At 63.2% G+C, this 17598-nt stretch carries 14 protein-coding genes; 13 read left to right on the top strand and 1 reads right to left on the bottom strand.

Going from position 1 to position 17598, the window contains the following annotated elements:
* Positions 1-3: 3 nt before the first annotated feature.
* Entirely contained in the window at positions 4-777 is a 774-nt protein-coding gene (locus IMX18_RS06245) for a class I SAM-dependent methyltransferase (protein ID WP_013973399.1), read from the bottom strand.
* 85 nt (positions 778-862) lie between these two features.
* On the opposite strand from IMX18_RS06245, the gene gloB reads away from it, so the two are divergent.
* The 13 genes from gloB to IMX18_RS06180 all read left to right on the top strand — a co-directional run bounded on the left by gloB (position 863) and on the right by IMX18_RS06180 (position 17580).
* Positions 863-1642 (top strand): hydroxyacylglutathione hydrolase, encoded by a 780-nt coding sequence (gloB, locus tag IMX18_RS06240; protein ID WP_015271064.1) that lies wholly within the window; start codon positions 863-865, stop codon positions 1640-1642.
* A gap of 100 nt (positions 1643-1742) precedes the next feature.
* A complete protein-coding gene (locus tag IMX18_RS06235; protein ID WP_015271065.1) occupies positions 1743-3173 on the top strand; it encodes a lytic transglycosylase domain-containing protein in 1431 nt (476 codons plus the stop codon).
* Between the two features lie 279 nt (positions 3174-3452).
* Positions 3453-5282, top strand: a complete 1830-nt coding sequence (locus IMX18_RS06230) for an extracellular solute-binding protein (protein ID WP_217190184.1) — start codon at positions 3453-3455, stop codon at positions 5280-5282.
* The gene (locus IMX18_RS06225; protein ID WP_039613094.1) at positions 5279-7114 is read left to right on the top strand and encodes an extracellular solute-binding protein; all 1836 of its coding nucleotides are present in this window, start codon (positions 5279-5281) and stop codon (positions 7112-7114) included. Before IMX18_RS06230 ends, IMX18_RS06225 begins: the two co-directional genes overlap by 4 nt.
* Before the next feature lies 1 nt (position 7115).
* A complete protein-coding gene (locus IMX18_RS06220) occupies positions 7116-8189 on the top strand; it encodes a microcin C ABC transporter permease YejB (protein WP_009686399.1) in 1074 nt (357 codons plus the stop codon).
* A 1-nt stretch (position 8190) separates the two neighbouring features.
* Positions 8191-9210, top strand: a complete 1020-nt coding sequence (locus IMX18_RS06215) for an ABC transporter permease (RefSeq protein ID WP_013973404.1) — start codon at positions 8191-8193, stop codon at positions 9208-9210.
* A 1-nt stretch (position 9211) separates the two neighbouring features.
* Complete coding sequence (locus IMX18_RS06210; protein ID WP_085720482.1) at positions 9212-10825, top strand: ABC transporter ATP-binding protein; 1614 nt, start codon at positions 9212-9214, stop codon at positions 10823-10825.
* A 457-nt stretch (positions 10826-11282) separates the two neighbouring features.
* Entirely contained in the window at positions 11283-11525 is a 243-nt protein-coding gene (locus IMX18_RS06205; protein ID WP_015271069.1) for a hypothetical protein, read from the top strand.
* A gap of 156 nt (positions 11526-11681) precedes the next feature.
* Entirely contained in the window at positions 11682-11945 is a 264-nt protein-coding gene (locus IMX18_RS06200) for a DUF3077 domain-containing protein (protein WP_015271070.1), read from the top strand.
* A 181-nt stretch (positions 11946-12126) separates the two neighbouring features.
* Positions 12127-12594: a helix-turn-helix domain-containing protein gene (locus IMX18_RS06195; protein ID WP_015271071.1), complete on the top strand. Its 468-nt coding sequence runs from the start codon at positions 12127-12129 to the stop codon at positions 12592-12594.
* On the top strand, positions 12591-13166 hold the full coding sequence (locus tag IMX18_RS06190; RefSeq protein WP_015271072.1) for a PIN domain-containing protein: 576 nt from the start codon (positions 12591-12593) through the stop codon (positions 13164-13166). Before IMX18_RS06195 ends, IMX18_RS06190 begins: the two co-directional genes overlap by 4 nt.
* A gap of 214 nt (positions 13167-13380) precedes the next feature.
* Positions 13381-16311, top strand: coding sequence for an aminotransferase (locus IMX18_RS06185; RefSeq protein ID WP_217190185.1), 2931 nt, complete (start codon positions 13381-13383; stop codon positions 16309-16311).
* A 363-nt stretch (positions 16312-16674) separates the two neighbouring features.
* The gene (locus IMX18_RS06180) at positions 16675-17580 is read left to right on the top strand and encodes a LysR family transcriptional regulator (RefSeq protein WP_013973410.1); all 906 of its coding nucleotides are present in this window, start codon (positions 16675-16677) and stop codon (positions 17578-17580) included.
* The last annotated feature ends 18 nt before the right edge of the window (positions 17581-17598 follow it).

Genomic DNA, 17598 nt, shown 5'->3' with positions numbered 1-17598 from the left:
TGTTCAGTGCTTTTCAGTATCCGGGTTGGCCGCCGTGCGGTTGACCTTGGCAAGTGGCAGCGGCAGCAGCTTGCCCATCGGCTCGCGACGCTCCTGGCGCAACGGCCGCAGGCCCACCACCATCTTGCGCGCTACCAGCAGGTACACCCCGCCACCGGAACTCTGCCAGCCGCCAGCCACCCGTTCCCAGCCCGCCAGGCGCTGCTGCCAGGCCGGTGAGGCAAGCGGCGGACGATAGCACCCGAAGCGGCGTTTCTCCAGCGCGAAGCCCAGCAGGTTGAGCCAGTCGCCCACCCGTGACGGCGAGATGCAACGGGCCTTGCGCAGGGCGCCGTGGCTGAAGAAATGGCGCATGCCCCAGCTGCTCCAGGGGTTGATCCCGACGATCAGCAGGTGCCCGCCAGGGCGCACCGCGCTGGCCGCCTCGCGCAGCAGGCCGTGAGGCGAAAGGCAGAAATCCAGGCCATGCTGCAGCACCACCACGTCGGCGGCGTGCTCGCTCAGCGGCCAGGCCTGCTCCTCGCAAACAATCTCCACCCCCGGCAGCGGTGCACCGAGGCGCACGTTGCGCTGCACCTGGGGCGCGCTGGGCGGTGGCTCGGCGCAGGGCCCGTAGTGCACAAGGTAACCCCCGAAGAAGCGCCCGAGCTCTTCTTCCAGCAGTTTTTCCTCCTCCCTGAGCATCAGTTGGCCGAGTGGGCCGTTGAACCACTCACGGGCCAGGCTGATCAGCTTGACCCAGTCCGGGTCGGCCTGGGCAAAGGCTTGGTCGGTCATTGCGCTCTCCCTCGAAGGTTCTCGCACCGCGCCATCGCGGATAAGATGCCTTCATGTGCCACGCTAGGCGAATCGGATCCGCACCATGATACAGATCGATGCTCTCCCCGCTTTCTCCGACAACTACATCTGGTTGTTACAGGATACTGCCAAACGCCGCTGCGCGGTGGTCGATCCGGGTGACGCCGGCCCAGTGGAACGCTGGCTGTCGGCCAACACCGGCTGGGTGCTGAGTGACATCCTGGTCACCCACCACCACAACGACCACGTCGGCGGCGTGGAAAGGCTCAAGCAGCTGACCGGCGCCCGGGTCTGTGGCCCGGCCCACGAGCGCATTCCCTGCCGTGACCTGGCGCTGGACGAAGGTGACCAGGTGACCGTGCTGGACGTGACCTTCCAGGTGCTGGCCGTGCCCGGCCATACGCTGGGGCATATCGCCTTGTTCAGCGACCAGCCGGCAACGCCGGTGCTGTTCAGTGGCGACACGCTGTTCGCCGCCGGTTGCGGGCGCATGTTCGAAGGCACTCCCGAACAGATGCAGCCAGCCCTCGCCCGCCTGGCAGCCCTGCCAGAGCAGACCGAGGTGTACTGCGCCCACGAATACACCATGAGCAACCTGCGTTTCGCCAAGGCGGTGGAACCCGAGAACCCGCACGTTCAGCAGCGGTTCGAGGACGTTACCCGTTTGCGTGCCGAAAATCGCATCACATTGCCATCAACGATCGGTCTGGAGCGCCTGACCAACCCCTTCCTGCGCACCTCTGAAACATTAGTTAAACAAAAAGCAGACGAATGGAAGGGACATTCAAACCCCTCGCATGTCGCTGTTTTTGCTGCCTTGAGGTCTTGGAAGGACACCTTCTGATAACCTCAAGATATATCGCAAGCGATGGTCAAAGGTTGACCAGGCCCGGAGCGGTTCCTAGAATCGCCGAAATTTTTCGCCCGGAAACCTGTGTCAGCCGATGTCTTCACGTAGCCGCAGAACCTCTCATTCCGTCGCCCTGACGCGCCTGGCCCAAATCAGTGCGCTGGCCCTGGCCGCCACCTTGGTGGGCTGCCAGAGCACCCGTCAGCTCGACGAATCCGATAGCGTTCGCGCGCACAACTACCAGGCGCGGATCAAGCACAAGCCTTCACCGCTGCTGGTAAAGCCGGCCGAACAGGCACCACAGGACGTGTGGGAACGCATGCGCCAGGGCTTCGCCCTGCAGGACAACATCGACGTCAACCCGCGCATCGAGCAGCAGCGCCTGTGGTTCGCCAGCAATCCAAGCTTCATCGAAAGCGCCGGTGAGCGTGGCAGCCTCTACCTGCACTACATCGTCGAGCGCCTCGAAGAACGCGACATGCCGCTGGAGCTGGCCCTGCTGCCAGCCATCGAAAGCGCCTACAACCCGATGGCCTACTCGCGCGCCCATGCCGCGGGCATGTGGCAGTTCATTCCGTCCACCGGTCGTCACTTCAACCTGCGCCAGACCAACTTCTACGATGGCCGTCGCGACGTGACCGCCTCGACCAACGCCGCACTGGACTACCTCAGCCGCCTGCACGACATGTTCAACGGCGACTGGTTGCTGGCCCTGGCTGCCTACAACGCCGGCGAAGGCACGGTCAGCCGAGCCATCGAGCGCAACGAGCGGCTCGGCCTGCCCACCGACTACTGGAACCTGCCGCTGCCGCAGGAAACCCGCGACTACGTGCCCAAGCTGTTGGCCCTGTCGCAGGTGGTACTCACGCCGCAAGCCTATGGCGTGAACCTGAACCCGATCGCCAACGAACCCTACTTCGAGGCGGTGGCCGTCAACGACCGCCTGGACCTGTCACGGGTAGCGGCCTTCGCCAACATCGACGAGGACGAGCTGATCCAGCTCAACCCGGCATTCAAGAAGCGCATGACCGTGGACGGCCCGCAGCAGCTGCTGGTACCCACTGCCAAGGCGCAGCTGCTGAGCGACAGCCTGTCCAACCTCAAACCCGAGCAGCTGGTCAGCCTGCAGCCGAACAAGGCCGTGTTCGCCCGCGCCGTGGCCGAAGCCAAGGCCCCAGTGGCGGCGCGCAGCTACCGGGTCAAGCGCGGCGACAACCTGGGCGCCATCGCCAAGGCCAACCGCGTTTCGGTCAAGGACATCAAGCGCTGGAACCGTCTCTCCGGCAACAACGTGCGCGCTGGCCAGGTCCTGGCCCTGCGCGGCGGCAGCGCGCCGAGCGCTGCTGGCAATCGGGTAGCCGCCTCCGGGCAGCGCTCCACGCAGTACAAGGTACGCAAAGGCGATTCGCTGTACCTGGTGGCCAAGCGCTTCAACGTGGAAATGAAACACCTCAAGCGCTGGAACCCGCGCAGCGGCCATGCCCTGAAGCCAGGCCAGACCCTGACCGTCTACCTCTCGCATTGATCCCCGCCTACCGCATTGACGCGGTGGCTGTAGGAGCGGCCTTGTGTCGCGATCGGGCTGCGCAGCAGCCCCAGATTATTGGAGGTGATGCCGATATCGCTGGGGCTGCTACGCAGCCCGATCGCGACACAGGGCCGCTCCTACAGCTACCGCGTCATTCCCATTGGACAGAAGCAGGCACGCCCGCCAACCCCACCTTCAAAACCTCTCTTTTTCCAACCCCACCAAGCTGTTACTGTACCCCGATCAAAGCCCAACGCCTCTGGATCGGATGCCGACTTGATACGTCCCCTCCTGCTGTCTCTCAGCCTGGCCTTGAGCTTTCCCGCAGCCGCGATGGTGAGCGAAAGCCACGGATACGCGCAGTTCGGCACGCTCAAGTACCCAGCCACATTCACCCATTTCGACTGGGTCAACCCGCAAGCGCCCAAGGGCGGCACCTTGCGGGCGATGGCTTTCGGAACCTTCGACACCCTCAACCCCTACACCTTCAAGGGGTCGAGCCCGATTACCACGCCCAATTTCCAGCAGTACGGCATCAGCGAGCTGAACGAGCCGCTGATGGTCGGCACCGGCCAGTACGACCCGTCCGGCGACGAACCGACCTCCAGCTACGGCCTGATCGCCCGCTCGGTGGAGTACAGCGAGGACCGCAGCTGGGTGGTGTTCAACCTGCGCCCGGAGGCCCGCTGGCATGACGGCAAGCCGATCACCTCGGCAGACGTGGCCTTCTCTTACCGCACGCTGCTCAAGGATGGCCACCCGATCTACCGCACCAACCTGCAGGAAGTGCAGCGGGTGGACATCCTTGGCCCGCTGCGCATCCGCTTCGTGTTCAAGCGCGCCGGCAACCCGCTGCTGATCCTGCGCCTGGGCGAAATGCCGTTGCTGCCCAAGCACTACTGGCAAAAGCGTGACTTCAAGGCCACCACCTTCGAGCCTCCACTGGGCAGCGGCCCCTACCGCATCACCCAGGTCCAGCCTGGGCGCCGGTTGGTGTTCGAACGGGTAAAGAACTACTGGGGCAAGGACCTGGCGGTGAACCGTGGCAAGTACAACTTCAACCGCGTGGAATACGAGTTCTACCGCGACGCCACGGTCGCCTTCGAAGCATTCAAGGCCGGCGAGTTCGACATCTATATCGAGCACCAGGCGAAGAACTGGGCCAACGGCTACAACTTCCCGGCCGTGCGCCGGGGCGAGGTGATCAAGGCGCAGATCCCGCACCGCATCCCCACGCAAACCCAGGGCCTGTTCATGAACAGCCGCCGGGCCACCTTCAGCGACCCACGGGTACGCCAGGCGCTGGGGCTGATGCTCGACTTCGAGTGGACCAACCGCGCGCTGTTCAGCGGCGCCTACCGCCGCTCGACCAGCTACTATCCCAACAGCGAATTCGCCGCCACCGGCCTGCCCACCGGCAAGGAATGGCTGTTGCTGGCACCGTTTCGTGACCAGTTGCCGGCCAGCCTGTTCAGCGAACCTTACAAGGTCAGCCATACCGATGGCCGTGGCATCAACCGCCAGACCCTGCGCCAGGCCCTCGGCCTGCTCGCCGAGGCCGGCTGGAAGCTGAACGGCCAACGTCTGGTCGACAGCAAGGGCCAGCAGCTGCGCATGGAACTGCTGCTGGTAAACCCCAACCTTGAACGCATCCTGCAACCTTATGTCGAAAACCTGGCCAGCATCGGCATCGATGCGCGCTTGCGTACCGTGGACCGCGCCCAGTACAAACAACGCCTGGACCAGTTCGATTTCGACATGATTCTGATGACCCTGAACCAGACCCTGAGCCCGGGCCTCGAACAGTGGCTGTACTTCCACTCCAGCCAGGCAACCACCAAGGGCAGCAAGAACTATGCTGGGGTCAAGGACCCGGTGGTCGACCATCTGCTCGACACCCTGCTGGCCGCCCGCACCCGCGATGACCAGGTCGCCGCCGCCCGCGCCCTGGACCGCGTGCTCTCATGGCAGTACTACATGATCCCCAACTGGTACCTCGACAATCATCGCCTGGCCTACCGCAACCGGTTCGCCTTCGTCACCACGCCGCCCTACACCCTTGGGCTGAACAGCTGGTGGATCAAGACTTCGGAGAAAGCCCAATGACGCCAACGCACCGACTGCGCCGGTTGGCCGGCAGCCTGTTGCTTGCCTGCCTGAGCCTTCCCGCCCTGGCCGCACCGCAACACGCGCTCACCCTGTACGACGAGCCCCCAAAATACCCCGCCGACTTCAAGCACTTTGCCTACGTCAACCCTGACGCACCCAAGGGTGGCACCTTCCGCCAGTCCAGCTTCGGCGGTTTCGACAGCCTCAACCCGTTCATCAACAAGGGCGTTCCGGCCGAGAACATCGGCAGCATCTACGACACCCTGATGCGCCAGAGCCAGGACGAGCCGTTCACCGAGTACGGCCTGGTGGCCGGCAAGATCGAAAAGGCTCCGGACAACAGCTGGGTGCGCTTCTACCTGCGCCCCGAGGCACGCTTCCACGACGGCCACCCGATGCGCGCCGACGACGTGGTGTTCACCTTCAATGCCCTGATCAAGGACGGCGCGCCGCTGTACCGCCAGTACTATGCCGACGTCGCTGAAGTAGTCGCCGAAGACCCGCTGACGGTGCTGTTCACCTTCAAGCACAAGAACAACCGCGAGCTGCCGCTGATTCTCGGCCAGCTGCCGGTACTGCCCAAGCACTGGTACGAAAGCCGCGAGTTCAACCGCGGCAACCTGGAAATCCCGCTTGGCAGCGGCCCTTACAAGGTTGCCGAGGTCAAGGCCGGGCGCTCGGTGCGCTACGAGCGGGTCAAGGACTACTGGGCCAAGGACCTGCCGATCAACCGCGGCTTCTACAACTTCGACGTGATGACCTTCGACTCCTACCGCGACACCACTGTCGCCCTGGAAGCACTCAAGGCCGGTGCGTTCGACTATGCGCTGGAAGTCAGCGCGAAGAACTGGGCCACCGCCTACAACGTACCCGCCGTGCGCGATGGCCGCCTGATCAAGGAAGAGTTGCCCAACGGCAACCCCACGGGCATGCAGGGCTTCATCTTCAACATCCGCCGACCGGTGTTCCAGGACGTGCGCGTGCGCCAGGCGCTGAGCCTGCTGCTGGACTACGAGTGGACCAACAAGCAGCTGTTCAACGGCGCCTACACCCGCACCGGCAGCTACTTCGAAAACTCGGAAATGGCCGCCCGCGGCCTGCCCAGCCCCAGCGAACTGAAAATCCTCGAACCGCTACGTGGCAAGGTCCCCGAGCAGGTATTCAGCGAAGCCTTCCGCAACCCGGTCAGTGACGGCAGCGGCATGATCCGCGAGCAGCAGCGCCAGGCCTACAAGCTGCTGCAGGAAGCCGGCTGGAAAATCGTCGACGACAAGATGGTCGACGCCCAAGGCAAGCCGGTGAGCATCGAGTTCCTGCTGGCACAGACCGAGTTCGAACGCATCCTGCTGCCGTTCAAGCGCAACCTCGCCGACCTTGGCATCGACCTGAACATCCGCCGGGTCGACGTGTCCCAGTACATCACCCGCCTGCGCTCGCGCGACTACGACATGATCGTCGGTGGCTACCCGCAGTCCAACTCGCCGGGTAACGAGCAGCGCGAGTTCTGGTCCAGTGCCGCCGCCGACAACCCCGGCAGCCGCAACTTCATCGGCTTGCGCGACCCTGCCATCGACCAACTGGTGGAACAGCTGATCAATGCCGATTCGCGGCAGAGCCTGATCGACCACTGCCGGGCCCTCGACCGCGTGCTGCTGTGGGGCTACTACGTGATCCCCAACTGGCACATCAAGACCTGGCGCGTGGCCTACTGGAACCACATCGGCCACCCGGACGTCTCGCCCAAGTACGACATCGGCATCGACACCTGGTGGATCAAGCCCGGCGTAACCCCGGCCGTCAGCGAAACCACTGCGGACGAGGCCGAATAACATGCTGGCCTACATCCTGCGCCGCCTGCTGCTGATCATCCCGACCCTGTTCGGCATCCTGATCATCAACTTCATCATCGTCCAGGCCGCCCCCGGCGGCCCGGTCGAGCAGATGATCGCCAAGCTCGAAGGTTTCGAAGGCGCCACCAGCCGCATTGCCGGTGGCGGTGCCGAAGTGTCCGTGGCCGGCTCCAACTACCGTGGAGCCCAGGGCCTGGACCCTGCACTGATCGCCGAGATCGAACGCATGTACGGCTTCGACAAGTCGCCGCCCGAGCGCCTGTGGATCATGATCAAGAACTACGCCCGGCTGGACTTCGGCGACAGCTTCTTCCGCGATGCCAAGGTCATCGACCTGATCATCGAGAAGATGCCTGTGTCAATTTCGCTGGGGCTGTGGAGCACGCTGATCATGTACCTGGTGTCGATCCCGCTGGGCATCGCCAAGGCCGTGCGCCACGGCAGCCATTTCGACGTGTGGACCAGTTCGGCGATCATCGTCGGCTATGCCATCCCGGCGTTCCTGTTCGCCATCCTGCTGATCGTGCTGTTCGCCGGCGGCAGCTACTTCGACTGGTTCCCGCTGCGCGGCCTCACCTCCAACAACTTCGACGAGCTGAGCACCACCGGCAAGGTGCTGGACTACTTCTGGCACCTGGTGCTGCCGATCACCGCGCTGGTCATCGGCAACTTCGCCACCATGACCTTGCTGACCAAGAACAGCTTCCTCGACGAGATCAACAAGCAATACGTGGTCACCGCCAAGGCCAAGGGCCTGAGCCGACCACGGGTGCTCTACGGCCATGTGTTCCGTAATGCCATGCTGCTGGTGATTGCCGGTTTCCCTTCGGCGTTCATCGGCATCTTCTTCACCGGTTCCTTGCTGATCGAAGTGATCTTCAGCCTCGACGGCCTCGGCCTGATGAGTTTCGAGGCGGCCATCAACCGTGACTACCCGGTGGTCTTCGGCACCCTGTTCATCTTCACCCTGCTGGGGCTGGTGGTGAAACTGATCGGCGACCTGACCTACACCCTGGTCGATCCACGCATCGACTTCGCCAGCCGGGAGCACTGACATGGCCTTGTCCCCCCTCAACCGCCGGCGCTTCGAGCGCTTCAAGGCCAACCGCCGTGGCTGGTGGTCGCTGTGGCTGTTCCTGATCCTGTTCGGCCTGAGCCTGGGCGCCGAACTGATCGCCAACGACAAGCCGATTGCCGTGCGCTACGACGGCGAATGGTACTTCCCTGCATTCAAGCGCTACCCGGAAACCACCTTCGGCGGCGAATTCCCGCTGGAAGCCAACTACAAGAGCCCGTACATCCGCGAACTGCTGGAGAAGAAAGACAGCTTCGTGCTGTGGGCACCGATCCCGTTCAGCTACCAGAGCATCAACTACGACCTGCGCGTACCCGCCCCGGCCCCACCGTCGGCGGACAACTGGCTGGGCACCGATGACCAGGGCCGCGACGTGCTGGCACGGGTGATCTACGGCTTCCGCATTTCCGTGCTGTTCGCCCTGACGCTGACCCTGCTCAGCTCCATCGTCGGCGTGATCGCCGGCGCCTTGCAGGGCTTCTATGGCGGCTGGGTCGACCTGGCCGGGCAACGTTTCCTGGAAGTCTGGTCGGGCCTGCCGGTGCTGTACCTGCTGATCATCCTCGCCAGTTTCGTGCAACCCAACTTCTGGTGGTTGCTGGGCATCATGCTGCTGTTCTCGTGGATGAGCCTGGTGGATGTGGTACGCGCCGAGTTCCTGCGCGGGCGCAACCTGGAATACGTACGCGCTGCTCGCGCGTTGGGGATGCGCAACGGCGCGATCATGTACCGGCACATCCTGCCCAACGCCATGATCTCGACCATGACCTTCATGCCATTCATTCTCACCGGCGCCATCGGCACCCTCACCGCCCTGGACTTCCTCGGTTTCGGCCTGCCGCCGGGCGCACCATCGCTGGGCGAACTGGTGGCCCAGGGCAAGTCCAACCTGCAGGCCCCATGGCTGGGCATCAGCGCCTTCGCCGTGCTGGCGCTGATGCTGAGCCTGCTGGTATTCATCGGCGAATCCGCCCGCGATGCCTTCGACCCGAGGAAGTGACATGAGTGAACAGAACCTGATCGAAGTGCGCGACCTGGCGGTGGAGTTCGTCACCGGTGACCAGGCCCACCGCGTTGTGAACGGCATCAGCTTCGACATCCGCAAGGGTGAGACGCTGGCACTGGTGGGCGAGAGTGGCTCGGGCAAATCGGTCACCGCGCACTCGCTCCTGCGCCTGCTGCCCTACCCCCTGGCCCGCCACCCCAGCGGCAGCATCCGCTACGAGGGCAAGGACCTGCTGCAGCAGAACGAGAAGACCATGCAGCGCATTCGCGGCAACCGCATTGCAATGATCTTCCAGGAGCCGATGACCTCGCTGAACCCGTTGCACTGCATCGAGAAGCAGATCAACGAAATCCTCCTGCTGCACAAGGGCCTGACCGGCAAGGAGGCCACGGCGCGCACCCTGGAGCTGTTGGAGATGGTCGGCATTCCCGAGCCACGCAAGCGCCTGAAGGCCTTGCCCCATGAGCTGTCGGGCGGGCAGCGCCAGCGGGTGATGATCGCCATGGCCCTGGCCAACGAGCCGGAACTGCTGATTGCGGATGAGCCAACCACGGCGCTGGACGTGACTGTGCAGTTGAAGATTCTCGAACTGCTCAAGGAACTGCAGGCGCGTCTGGGCATGGCCCTGCTGCTGATCAGCCATGACCTGAACCTGGTGCGACGCATCGCCCACCGTGTGTGCGTGATGCAGCACGGGCAGATTGTCGAGCAGGCCGAATGCGCCAGGTTGTTCAGCGCACCGCAGCACCACTACACGCAGATGCTGATCAATGCCGAACCCAGCGGGCTGCCGGCGCACAACCCGGTGGGCGCGCCATTGCTGGAGGTGGATGACCTCAAGGTGTGGTTCCCGATCAAGAAGGGCCTGCTACGGCGCACGGTCGACCATGTGAAGGCGGTGGACGGGATCAACTTCAGCTTGCCGCAAGGGCAGACGCTGGGGATTGTCGGCGAGTCCGGGTCGGGCAAGTCGACTTTGGGCCTGGCGATCTTGCGGCTGATCTCCAGCCAGGGCGGCATTCGCTTTCATGGGCAGAACCTGGAAGGGCTGAACCAGAAGGCCGTGCGCCCGTTGCGGCGCGAGATGCAGGTAGTGTTCCAGGACCCGTTCGGCAGCCTGAGCCCACGCATGTGCGTGGAGGATATCGTCGGTGAAGGGTTGCGCATTCACCGCATTGGCACGGCGCAGGAACAGGAAGCAGCGATTATTGCGGCCCTGGAGGAAGTCGGGCTGGACCCACGCACACGGCATCGCTATCCGCACGAGTTTTCCGGTGGGCAGCGCCAGCGCATTGCCATTGCCCGGGCGTTGGTATTGAAGCCGGCGCTGATCCTGCTGGATGAACCTACGTCGGCGCTGGACCGCACGGTGCAGCGGCAGGTAGTGGAATTGCTGCGCAATCTGCAGCAGAAATACAACCTGACCTACCTGTTCATCAGCCATGACCTGGCGGTGGTCAAGGCGTTGAGCCACCAGTTGATGGTGATCAAGCATGGGCATGTGGTGGAGCAAGGGGATGCACAGGCGATCTTCCATGCGCCGCAGCATCCGTATACCCGGCAGTTGCTGGAGGCGGCGTTCTTGGAAGTTGAGGCAGGTTCGCCTTAAGTTTTGTAGAGTCCTCAAGATCGAGCGCCGCCCGCGCGGCGCTTCGCGGGTGTTCGTCTTGACACTTTCTGCGCCTGTGAGACCGAGCGCCACCACAGAAATCAAACCGGTCACCTCCCGCCCTGACGCAATCGGGCGCAGAACACCTGCCATGTCAGATTTAACCCCTTCCCTGTAGGCCATTTCCCAAACATACTCCTGCCGCGTGTTTTCCGTTGCGGCTGCTCTGGCTGAGCTCTAGTCTCGGTTGGTCGCTGAAGATCAGCGATACAGCTTTGACAGGCTGTGACGGTTAATTCACGCAGGCAGTCTCCGCTTCATGGTGGCTGTGCGTGTGGGCACGCTTGCGTGCGCCGGAACTTTTGCGTGATTTACCGCCGGTCTGTCAACCCACGTACAGCTGCCACCCGACTGTTTGACAGCAGACAGGTGGCCGCACAGCCAATGGTTAATCACGATGCTGAACATTGTCCCCGATCCACCCCACAACACCCATTCCCTCGAAGACACCCTGATCCAGGCCACCGACTACGCGCTATGCGCGGCCACTGTGGTGCATCAGGCCTTGCTACTGCAGCCCAAATCGCCGGCTTCGATCCTGATGATGACCTCGATGCATGAGCTGGAGGCTCTTCGGACTTTGCTTGAGTCGGCACTGGTTAAGGTGCAGATGCCCGCTGAGCCTCGGACTTTGCACTGAGGCTTTAGTGTTGCGTTGTCTGGGCTGGCCTCTTCGCGGGTAAACCCGCTCCCACAGTATCTCCACAGGCCTTGAGGTAGATGCAGTACCTGTGGGAGCGGGTTCACCCGCGAAAGGGCCCGTCCGGGCAGTCGAGAATTTTGAGGGAATTCAAAAATGACCAAAGAAGACACCCAATTCACTGTCGGTAAAACCACGTTCTACCAAGGCGAACACGGCACCCACCCACTGTTCCGCATAGAGCCCGGCATTCCCTGTCGCGATGCCCGCGAGCAATCTTCGGAGCTGATGGGCTATGTACGCGAACTGACCATCACCGGCCTGATGGATGAAAAACCGATGATGATCTGGGCTGCCCACTACCTGAGTGCGATGGCCAAGGCCCTCATGGATGACGCCGAGCTGGGCATGATGCGCTGATGCCGGGAATGCCTGGGACCGAATGTTGTGACGCCTCGAAGGAAAGTCACGCTACCCAGGCACCCAGCCATCATGAGGTATCGTTTCGTTTATTGCGATTTTCGAATATTTCGAATATAACTCGGTTAGGCTGTTGCACCGTCGCAGCAGCGCCACGATCGATATCCCACTGGAGATGCCCATGACCACCGCCGACCTCTCTCGCAAGATGCTTCCCGATGAGAAAGAGATTGCCGTGGCAGTCGAATCGAGCCGAACGCTAGCAGCCTTCCTCTCGACAAAATCAGATACCCAACGGATTGAGCTGCTCAATGAAGAGAATCAGCGCCAGGTTGTTGAAGTACCTACCTTCGCGCTGCGTCTGTTTGGCGAGATTCTCAGCGAGCTGGCTCTGGGGAACTCGGTCAAAGTCGTTCCAATCCACGCCGAATTGACTACCCAAGAGGCAGCAGACCTACTCAACGTCTCTCGGCCGTACTTGGTAAAACTGCTAGACGAATCTGTGATTCCTCACACAAAAACGGGTCGCCATCGTCGGGTCAAATTCTCCGACCTGGTTGCCTACAAGGACAAACGTGACGAGGTAAGCCGTGCCGCAATGGACGCGCTGGCAGCCGAAGCCCAGGAGTTACGGATGGGGTACGAATGAAGCACTCGCCCTTCACGGCCATTTACGACGCGAACGTTCTTTATCCTGCCCCACTCCGTGATTTCCTGATGAACCTTGCATTGACAGGTATTTACCGAGCACGTTGGTCAACGAAGATTCATGACGAGTGGAAACGCAATTTATTGCTCAACCGGCCTGACCTCACCCTCGAGCAAGTAGATCGGACGTCACGGCGAATGGACGCTGCTGTACCTGACGCACTCGTAACTGACTACGAGTCGCTGGTAGAAGGGCTGGACTTGCCAGATAAGGATGATCGACATGTCCTCGCTGCTGCAATCAAGTGCAACGCTTCCGTCATCGTCACCTTCAACCTGAAGGATTTCCCCGAAACGGCTCTCGACGTTTTCGATATCGAGCCCTTACACCCGGATGACTTCATCGCCGACCTGTGGGACCTGGACAAGGCAGCAGTACTTGAGGCTGCCCAGCGGCAGCGAATGTCCTTGAAAAACCCACCTCACAGCGTGCAGCAGTATCTCGACAGACTGCTTCAGCAAAAGCTTCCCGAGTCGGTGAAGTTGCTTTCAGAATTCAAATTCCTCCTCTGAACATGCTACTCAGACGCTTTCTTGGTCTGAAGGGTGTTTGGTAAGACCGCTCCCACAGTGGAAGCATACGCCCGCTAGACAGGTGATAGCTGGCAACCACTGCTCCGGGCAGCGAATCCAATTATCAAATTTTCTGACAACAATCGTCTTCCATCATCAGCCAGATCGGACATAAATTCTCCACCGTCAACCCCAGCAGCAACGGTAGAGCCCCATGTCCAGCCCACAACACCAGCCCGCCTCCCCTGCCCTGACCACGCTGATCCAGCGCTCCGGCCTGCCCAGCCCTGCGCTCGGCGAAGCCCAGGCACATGCCGTGCTGCAAACGCACTACGGCATTGCCGGCAACCTCTCGGCATTGGGCAGCCAACAGGACCTGAACTTCCGAGTAGACGCTCCACAAGGCCGTTTCGTGCTCAAGGCCTGCCACGGCAGCTACGCCCAGGTGGAACTGGAGGCCCAGCACGCCGCCCTGGCCTACCTGCGCGAACAGGGCTTGCCTGTGCCCGCCGTGCGCCCGGCTAGCGATGGCCAGATGCTGCTGGCGTTGGAAATAGACGGGCAACCGCTGCGCATGCGCCTGCTCGACTACATCGAAGGCCAGCCACTGACCCGCCTCAAGCACATGGAGCCACGCCTGATGGCCGAACTCGGCGGGCTCTGCGCGCGGCTGGACAAGGCCCTGGCCACTTTCGACCACCCGGGCCTGGCGCGCACCCTGCAATGGGACCCGCAACATGCCCAGGCACTGATCCAGCACCTGCTGCCCGTGCTGGGCAACGCCGAGCAACGCGCCCGTATCGAACGGGCCACCCAGCTGGCCGCCGAGCACCTGGCGCCGCTGGTCGACCAGCTGCCAAGCCAGGCCGTGCACCTGGACATCACCGACGACAATGCCGTCTGGGCCCGCGATGTCGAGCGCCAGTGGCAGTTGCAAGGGGTGATCGATTTCGGCGACCTGTTGCGCACATGGCGCATCGCCGACCTGTCGGTGACCTGCGCCGCATTGTTGCACCACGCCGAGGGCGACCCGCTGCGCATCCTGCCGGCCGTGCGTGCCTACCAGGCGCTCAACCCGCTGAGCGAAGCCGAACTGCGGGCGCTGTGGCCACTGGTGCTCAACCGCGCTGCCGTGCTGGTGCTGAGCAGCGAACAGCAACTCACCGTCGACCCCGGCAACCAGTACACCCGCGACAACATCGCCCATGAATGGGAAATCTTCGACACTGCCACCGCCGTACCTTTCGCGTTGATGGAAGCGGCCATCCTGCAAGCTGCGGGCCTGCAGCCAGCCACGCCGGACCTGAGCGGCTGCGCCCTTCTGCTCCCTGAACTGGGTCGGCAGGCAGTGACGCGCGTCGATCTGGGCGTGCTCAGCGTGCATTGCGAGGCGGGCAACTGGGAGCAACCGGGCTTCGACCAGCACCTGCTGACCACGCAACAGGCCCCGGCCTGCAGCCTGCACGGGCAGTATCGCCTGTCGCAAACCCATATCGATCGCCCCGAAGAGCCTGCCACCTGTGCCCTGGGCGTCGAGCTGCATGTACCCAACGGCAGCCTGGTGCAAGCGCCAGATGCCGGCACCTGGCAGCGCCATGGCGACGGCCGTGGCTGCCTGCGCAGCGCGCACTGGGCGTTGTGGCTGCAAGGCCTGGAAGACGCGCCTGCAGATGGCCAGGCCGTGGAAAAAGGCCAGTCGCTGGGCAGCAGTTGTGGCTTCCTCAGCGTGCAACTGTGCCTGGATAGCGGCATCCAGCCGCCGTTCTTCGCCACCCCATCCCAGGCAACCGCCTGGCTGGCCCTGTGCCCGTCGCCAGCTGCGTTGCTGGGCTTCGACTGCAATGCCGAGCCGCTGCCCGACCCGCAGGCCCTGCTGGCCCGCCGCGACGCCAGCTTCGCCCGCTCGCAGAAGCACTACTACGCGCAACCGCCTCACATCGAACGCGGTTGGCGCAACTACCTGATCGACATGCAGGGCCGCTCGTACCTCGACATGCTCAACAACGTCGCAGTGCTGGGCCACGGCCACCCGCGCATGGTCGCCGAGTCGGCACGGCAGTGGTCGCTGCTGAACACCAACTCGCGCTTCCACTATGCGGCCATCACCGAGTTCTCCGAACGCCTGCTGGAGTTGGCACCCGAAGGCTTCGACCGGGTGTTCATGGTCAACAGCGGTACCGAAGCCAACGACCTGGCGATTCGCCTGGCCTGGGCCTACAGCGGCGGGCGCGACCTGCTCAGCGTGCTGGAGGCCTACCACGGCTGGTCGGTGGCCACCGATGCCATCTCCACTTCCATCGCCGACAACCCGCAGGCCCTGGAAACCCGCCCGGACTGGGTGCACCCGGTCGAGGCGCCGAACACCTTCCGCGGCCGCTTCCGTGGCGCCGACAGCGCCACCCACTACCTGCGTGACGTCGACGCCAAGCTGGCCGACCTCGACGCCCGTGGCCGCCAGTTGGCGGGCATCATCTGCGAACCGGTGTACGGCAATGCCGGTGGTATTTCGTTGCCGGCCGGTTACCTGCGCGAGGCCTATGCCAAGGTCCGCGCCCGGGGCGGTGTGTGCATCGCCGACGAGGTGCAGGTCGGCTATGGCCGCCTGGGCGAGTACTTCTGGGGCTTCGAGGAACAGGGCGTGGTGCCCGACATCATCACCATGGCCAAGGGCATGGGCAACGGCCAGCCACTGGGCGTAGTCATCACCCGTCGCGAGATCGCCGAAGCGCTGGAGGCCGAGGGCTACTTCTTCTCCTCGGCCGGCGGCAGCCCGGTCAGCTGCCGCATCGGCATGGCGGTGCTGGATGTGATGCAGGAAGAAGGCCTGTGGGACAACGCGCGCGATACCGGGCGCTATTTCAAGGCGCGCCTGCAGGCACTGGTCGACAAGCACCCGCTGGCCGGCGCGGCGCATGGTTCGGGCTTCTACCTGGGGCTGGAACTGGTGCGCGACCGCGCAACGCTGGAACCGGCAACCGAGGAAACCATGGCCCTGTGCAACCGCCTGCGTGACCTGGGCATCTTCATGCAGCCGACCGGTGATTACCTGAACATCCTCAAGATCAAGCCGCCGATGTGCACCACCCGGGCGAGCGTGGACTACTTTGTCGACAGCATTGATCGGGTGCTGGGTGAAGGGCTGTAGGTGCTTGGCTTTGGTTTTTCAGCGACCGTGAGATCGAGCGCCGCCCGCGCGGCGCTTCGCAGCACAAGGCTGCTCCTACATCTGTTTCGGGCCAGTAACGCCTGTACCAGTGCACGCGACCGCCTTGTTTGCCCGACACGATATCGAGGTGGACACCAAGGGGCCGCGCGCCCTCGCCTCAGGATTTATTGGCCCGAAACAAATGTAGGAGCAGCATTGTGCTGCGAAGCGCCGCGCGGGCGGCGCTCGATCTCACAGGCGCTGACAATCCCCCGGCGAACCACTCTGCGCCCTGGCGCATTCTCAAACAAAAGCCCCATAATTTTCTTCCATAGAAATTCCCCGTCATCAGGTTTACTGACAATGGCCTTTACCAGCGACTCCCTGGCAATCTTCCTCGCGGTGCTGGAGGCAGGCTCGTTCTCTGCCGCCGCGCGCAAGCTGGGGCGTGTGCCTTCGGCCGTGAGCATGGCCATCGCCCAGCTGGAGGCGGAGCTGGACCTGGTGCTGTTCGACCGGGCCACGCGCAAAGCCTTGCCAACCAGCGCCGCCCTGGCCCTGGAGCCCCAGGCCAGGCAGGTGATCTGCCAGCTCAACCTGCTCGATGCCCAAGCCCTGCAACTGCACAAGGGGCTGGAAAAGCGCCTGACTATCGCCATGGCCCCCGAGCTGCAGACCGGCCGCTGGAGCCAGCCGCTGGAAACCCTCGCCCAGGAATTTCCCAGCCTGGAAATCGAAGTACGCTCGGCCACCCAGGCCGAAGCCATCCGCCTGCTGCATGACGGTAGCGTGCAACTGGCACTGGTCTTCGAAAGGCCTGGCATCGACGAGCGCGAGTCATTCCTGGAGGCCGGCAGCCAGTTGCTGGTGGCCGTCGCCTCCCCCCGCCATCCGGCCGGGCAGAACAGCGGCACGCCGTTGCCGGAAGAGACTTTCGCCGAACAGCGGCAGATCATCGTGGCGTCGGGCAAGGCCACCGGGTCGGACCCACGCATGGTGCTGTCGCGGCGCATCTGGCTGACCGACAGCTACCTGGCCACGCTGGACCTGGTGCAATCGGGCCTTGGTTGGGCCTACCTGCCGCAGCCTTTGGTCGAGCCGTTGATTGCTTCGGGCGCGCTGGCGGAGGTGCGTTTCGACAACATGGCCAGCCGATTGCGCTTGTGGGTGGACATCATCTGGGTCAAGTCGCGCCCGTTGGGCCTGGGCGCGCGGCGTTACCTTGACGTGATGCGCCAATGCTTTGAAACAGAATCCCCGAGGTCCTGAGCGATACGACTGCCTCGT

The organism is Pseudomonas shirazica, from assembly GCF_015168335.1.
GTDB lineage: Bacteria > Pseudomonadota > Gammaproteobacteria > Pseudomonadales > Pseudomonadaceae > Aquipseudomonas > Aquipseudomonas asiatica.
The sequence above is the reverse complement of the archived record's forward strand: the minus strand, read 5'-3'. Positions and strand labels throughout refer to the sequence as shown.

Coding starts and splice junctions, on each gene's coding strand:
- IMX18_RS06215 (WP_013973404.1), top strand. CDS start 8,191: ATGGCCTTGTCCCCCCTCAACCGCCGGCGCTTCGAGCGCTTCAAGGCC.
- IMX18_RS06220 (WP_009686399.1), top strand. CDS start 7,116: ATGCTGGCCTACATCCTGCGCCGCCTGCTGCTGATCATCCCGACCCTG.
- IMX18_RS06195 (WP_015271071.1), top strand. CDS start 12,127: ATGACCACCGCCGACCTCTCTCGCAAGATGCTTCCCGATGAGAAAGAG.
- IMX18_RS06210 (WP_085720482.1), top strand. CDS start 9,212: ATGAGTGAACAGAACCTGATCGAAGTGCGCGACCTGGCGGTGGAGTTC.
- gloB (WP_015271064.1), top strand. CDS start 863: ATGATACAGATCGATGCTCTCCCCGCTTTCTCCGACAACTACATCTGG.
- IMX18_RS06180 (WP_013973410.1), top strand. CDS start 16,675: ATGGCCTTTACCAGCGACTCCCTGGCAATCTTCCTCGCGGTGCTGGAG.
- IMX18_RS06200 (WP_015271070.1), top strand. CDS start 11,682: ATGACCAAAGAAGACACCCAATTCACTGTCGGTAAAACCACGTTCTAC.
- IMX18_RS06185 (WP_217190185.1), top strand. CDS start 13,381: ATGTCCAGCCCACAACACCAGCCCGCCTCCCCTGCCCTGACCACGCTG.
- IMX18_RS06235 (WP_015271065.1), top strand. CDS start 1,743: ATGTCTTCACGTAGCCGCAGAACCTCTCATTCCGTCGCCCTGACGCGC.
- IMX18_RS06225 (WP_039613094.1), top strand. CDS start 5,279: ATGACGCCAACGCACCGACTGCGCCGGTTGGCCGGCAGCCTGTTGCTT.
- IMX18_RS06245 (WP_013973399.1), bottom strand. CDS start 777: ATGACCGACCAAGCCTTTGCCCAGGCCGACCCGGACTGGGTCAAGCTG.
- IMX18_RS06205 (WP_015271069.1), top strand. CDS start 11,283: ATGCTGAACATTGTCCCCGATCCACCCCACAACACCCATTCCCTCGAA.
- IMX18_RS06190 (WP_015271072.1), top strand. CDS start 12,591: ATGAAGCACTCGCCCTTCACGGCCATTTACGACGCGAACGTTCTTTAT.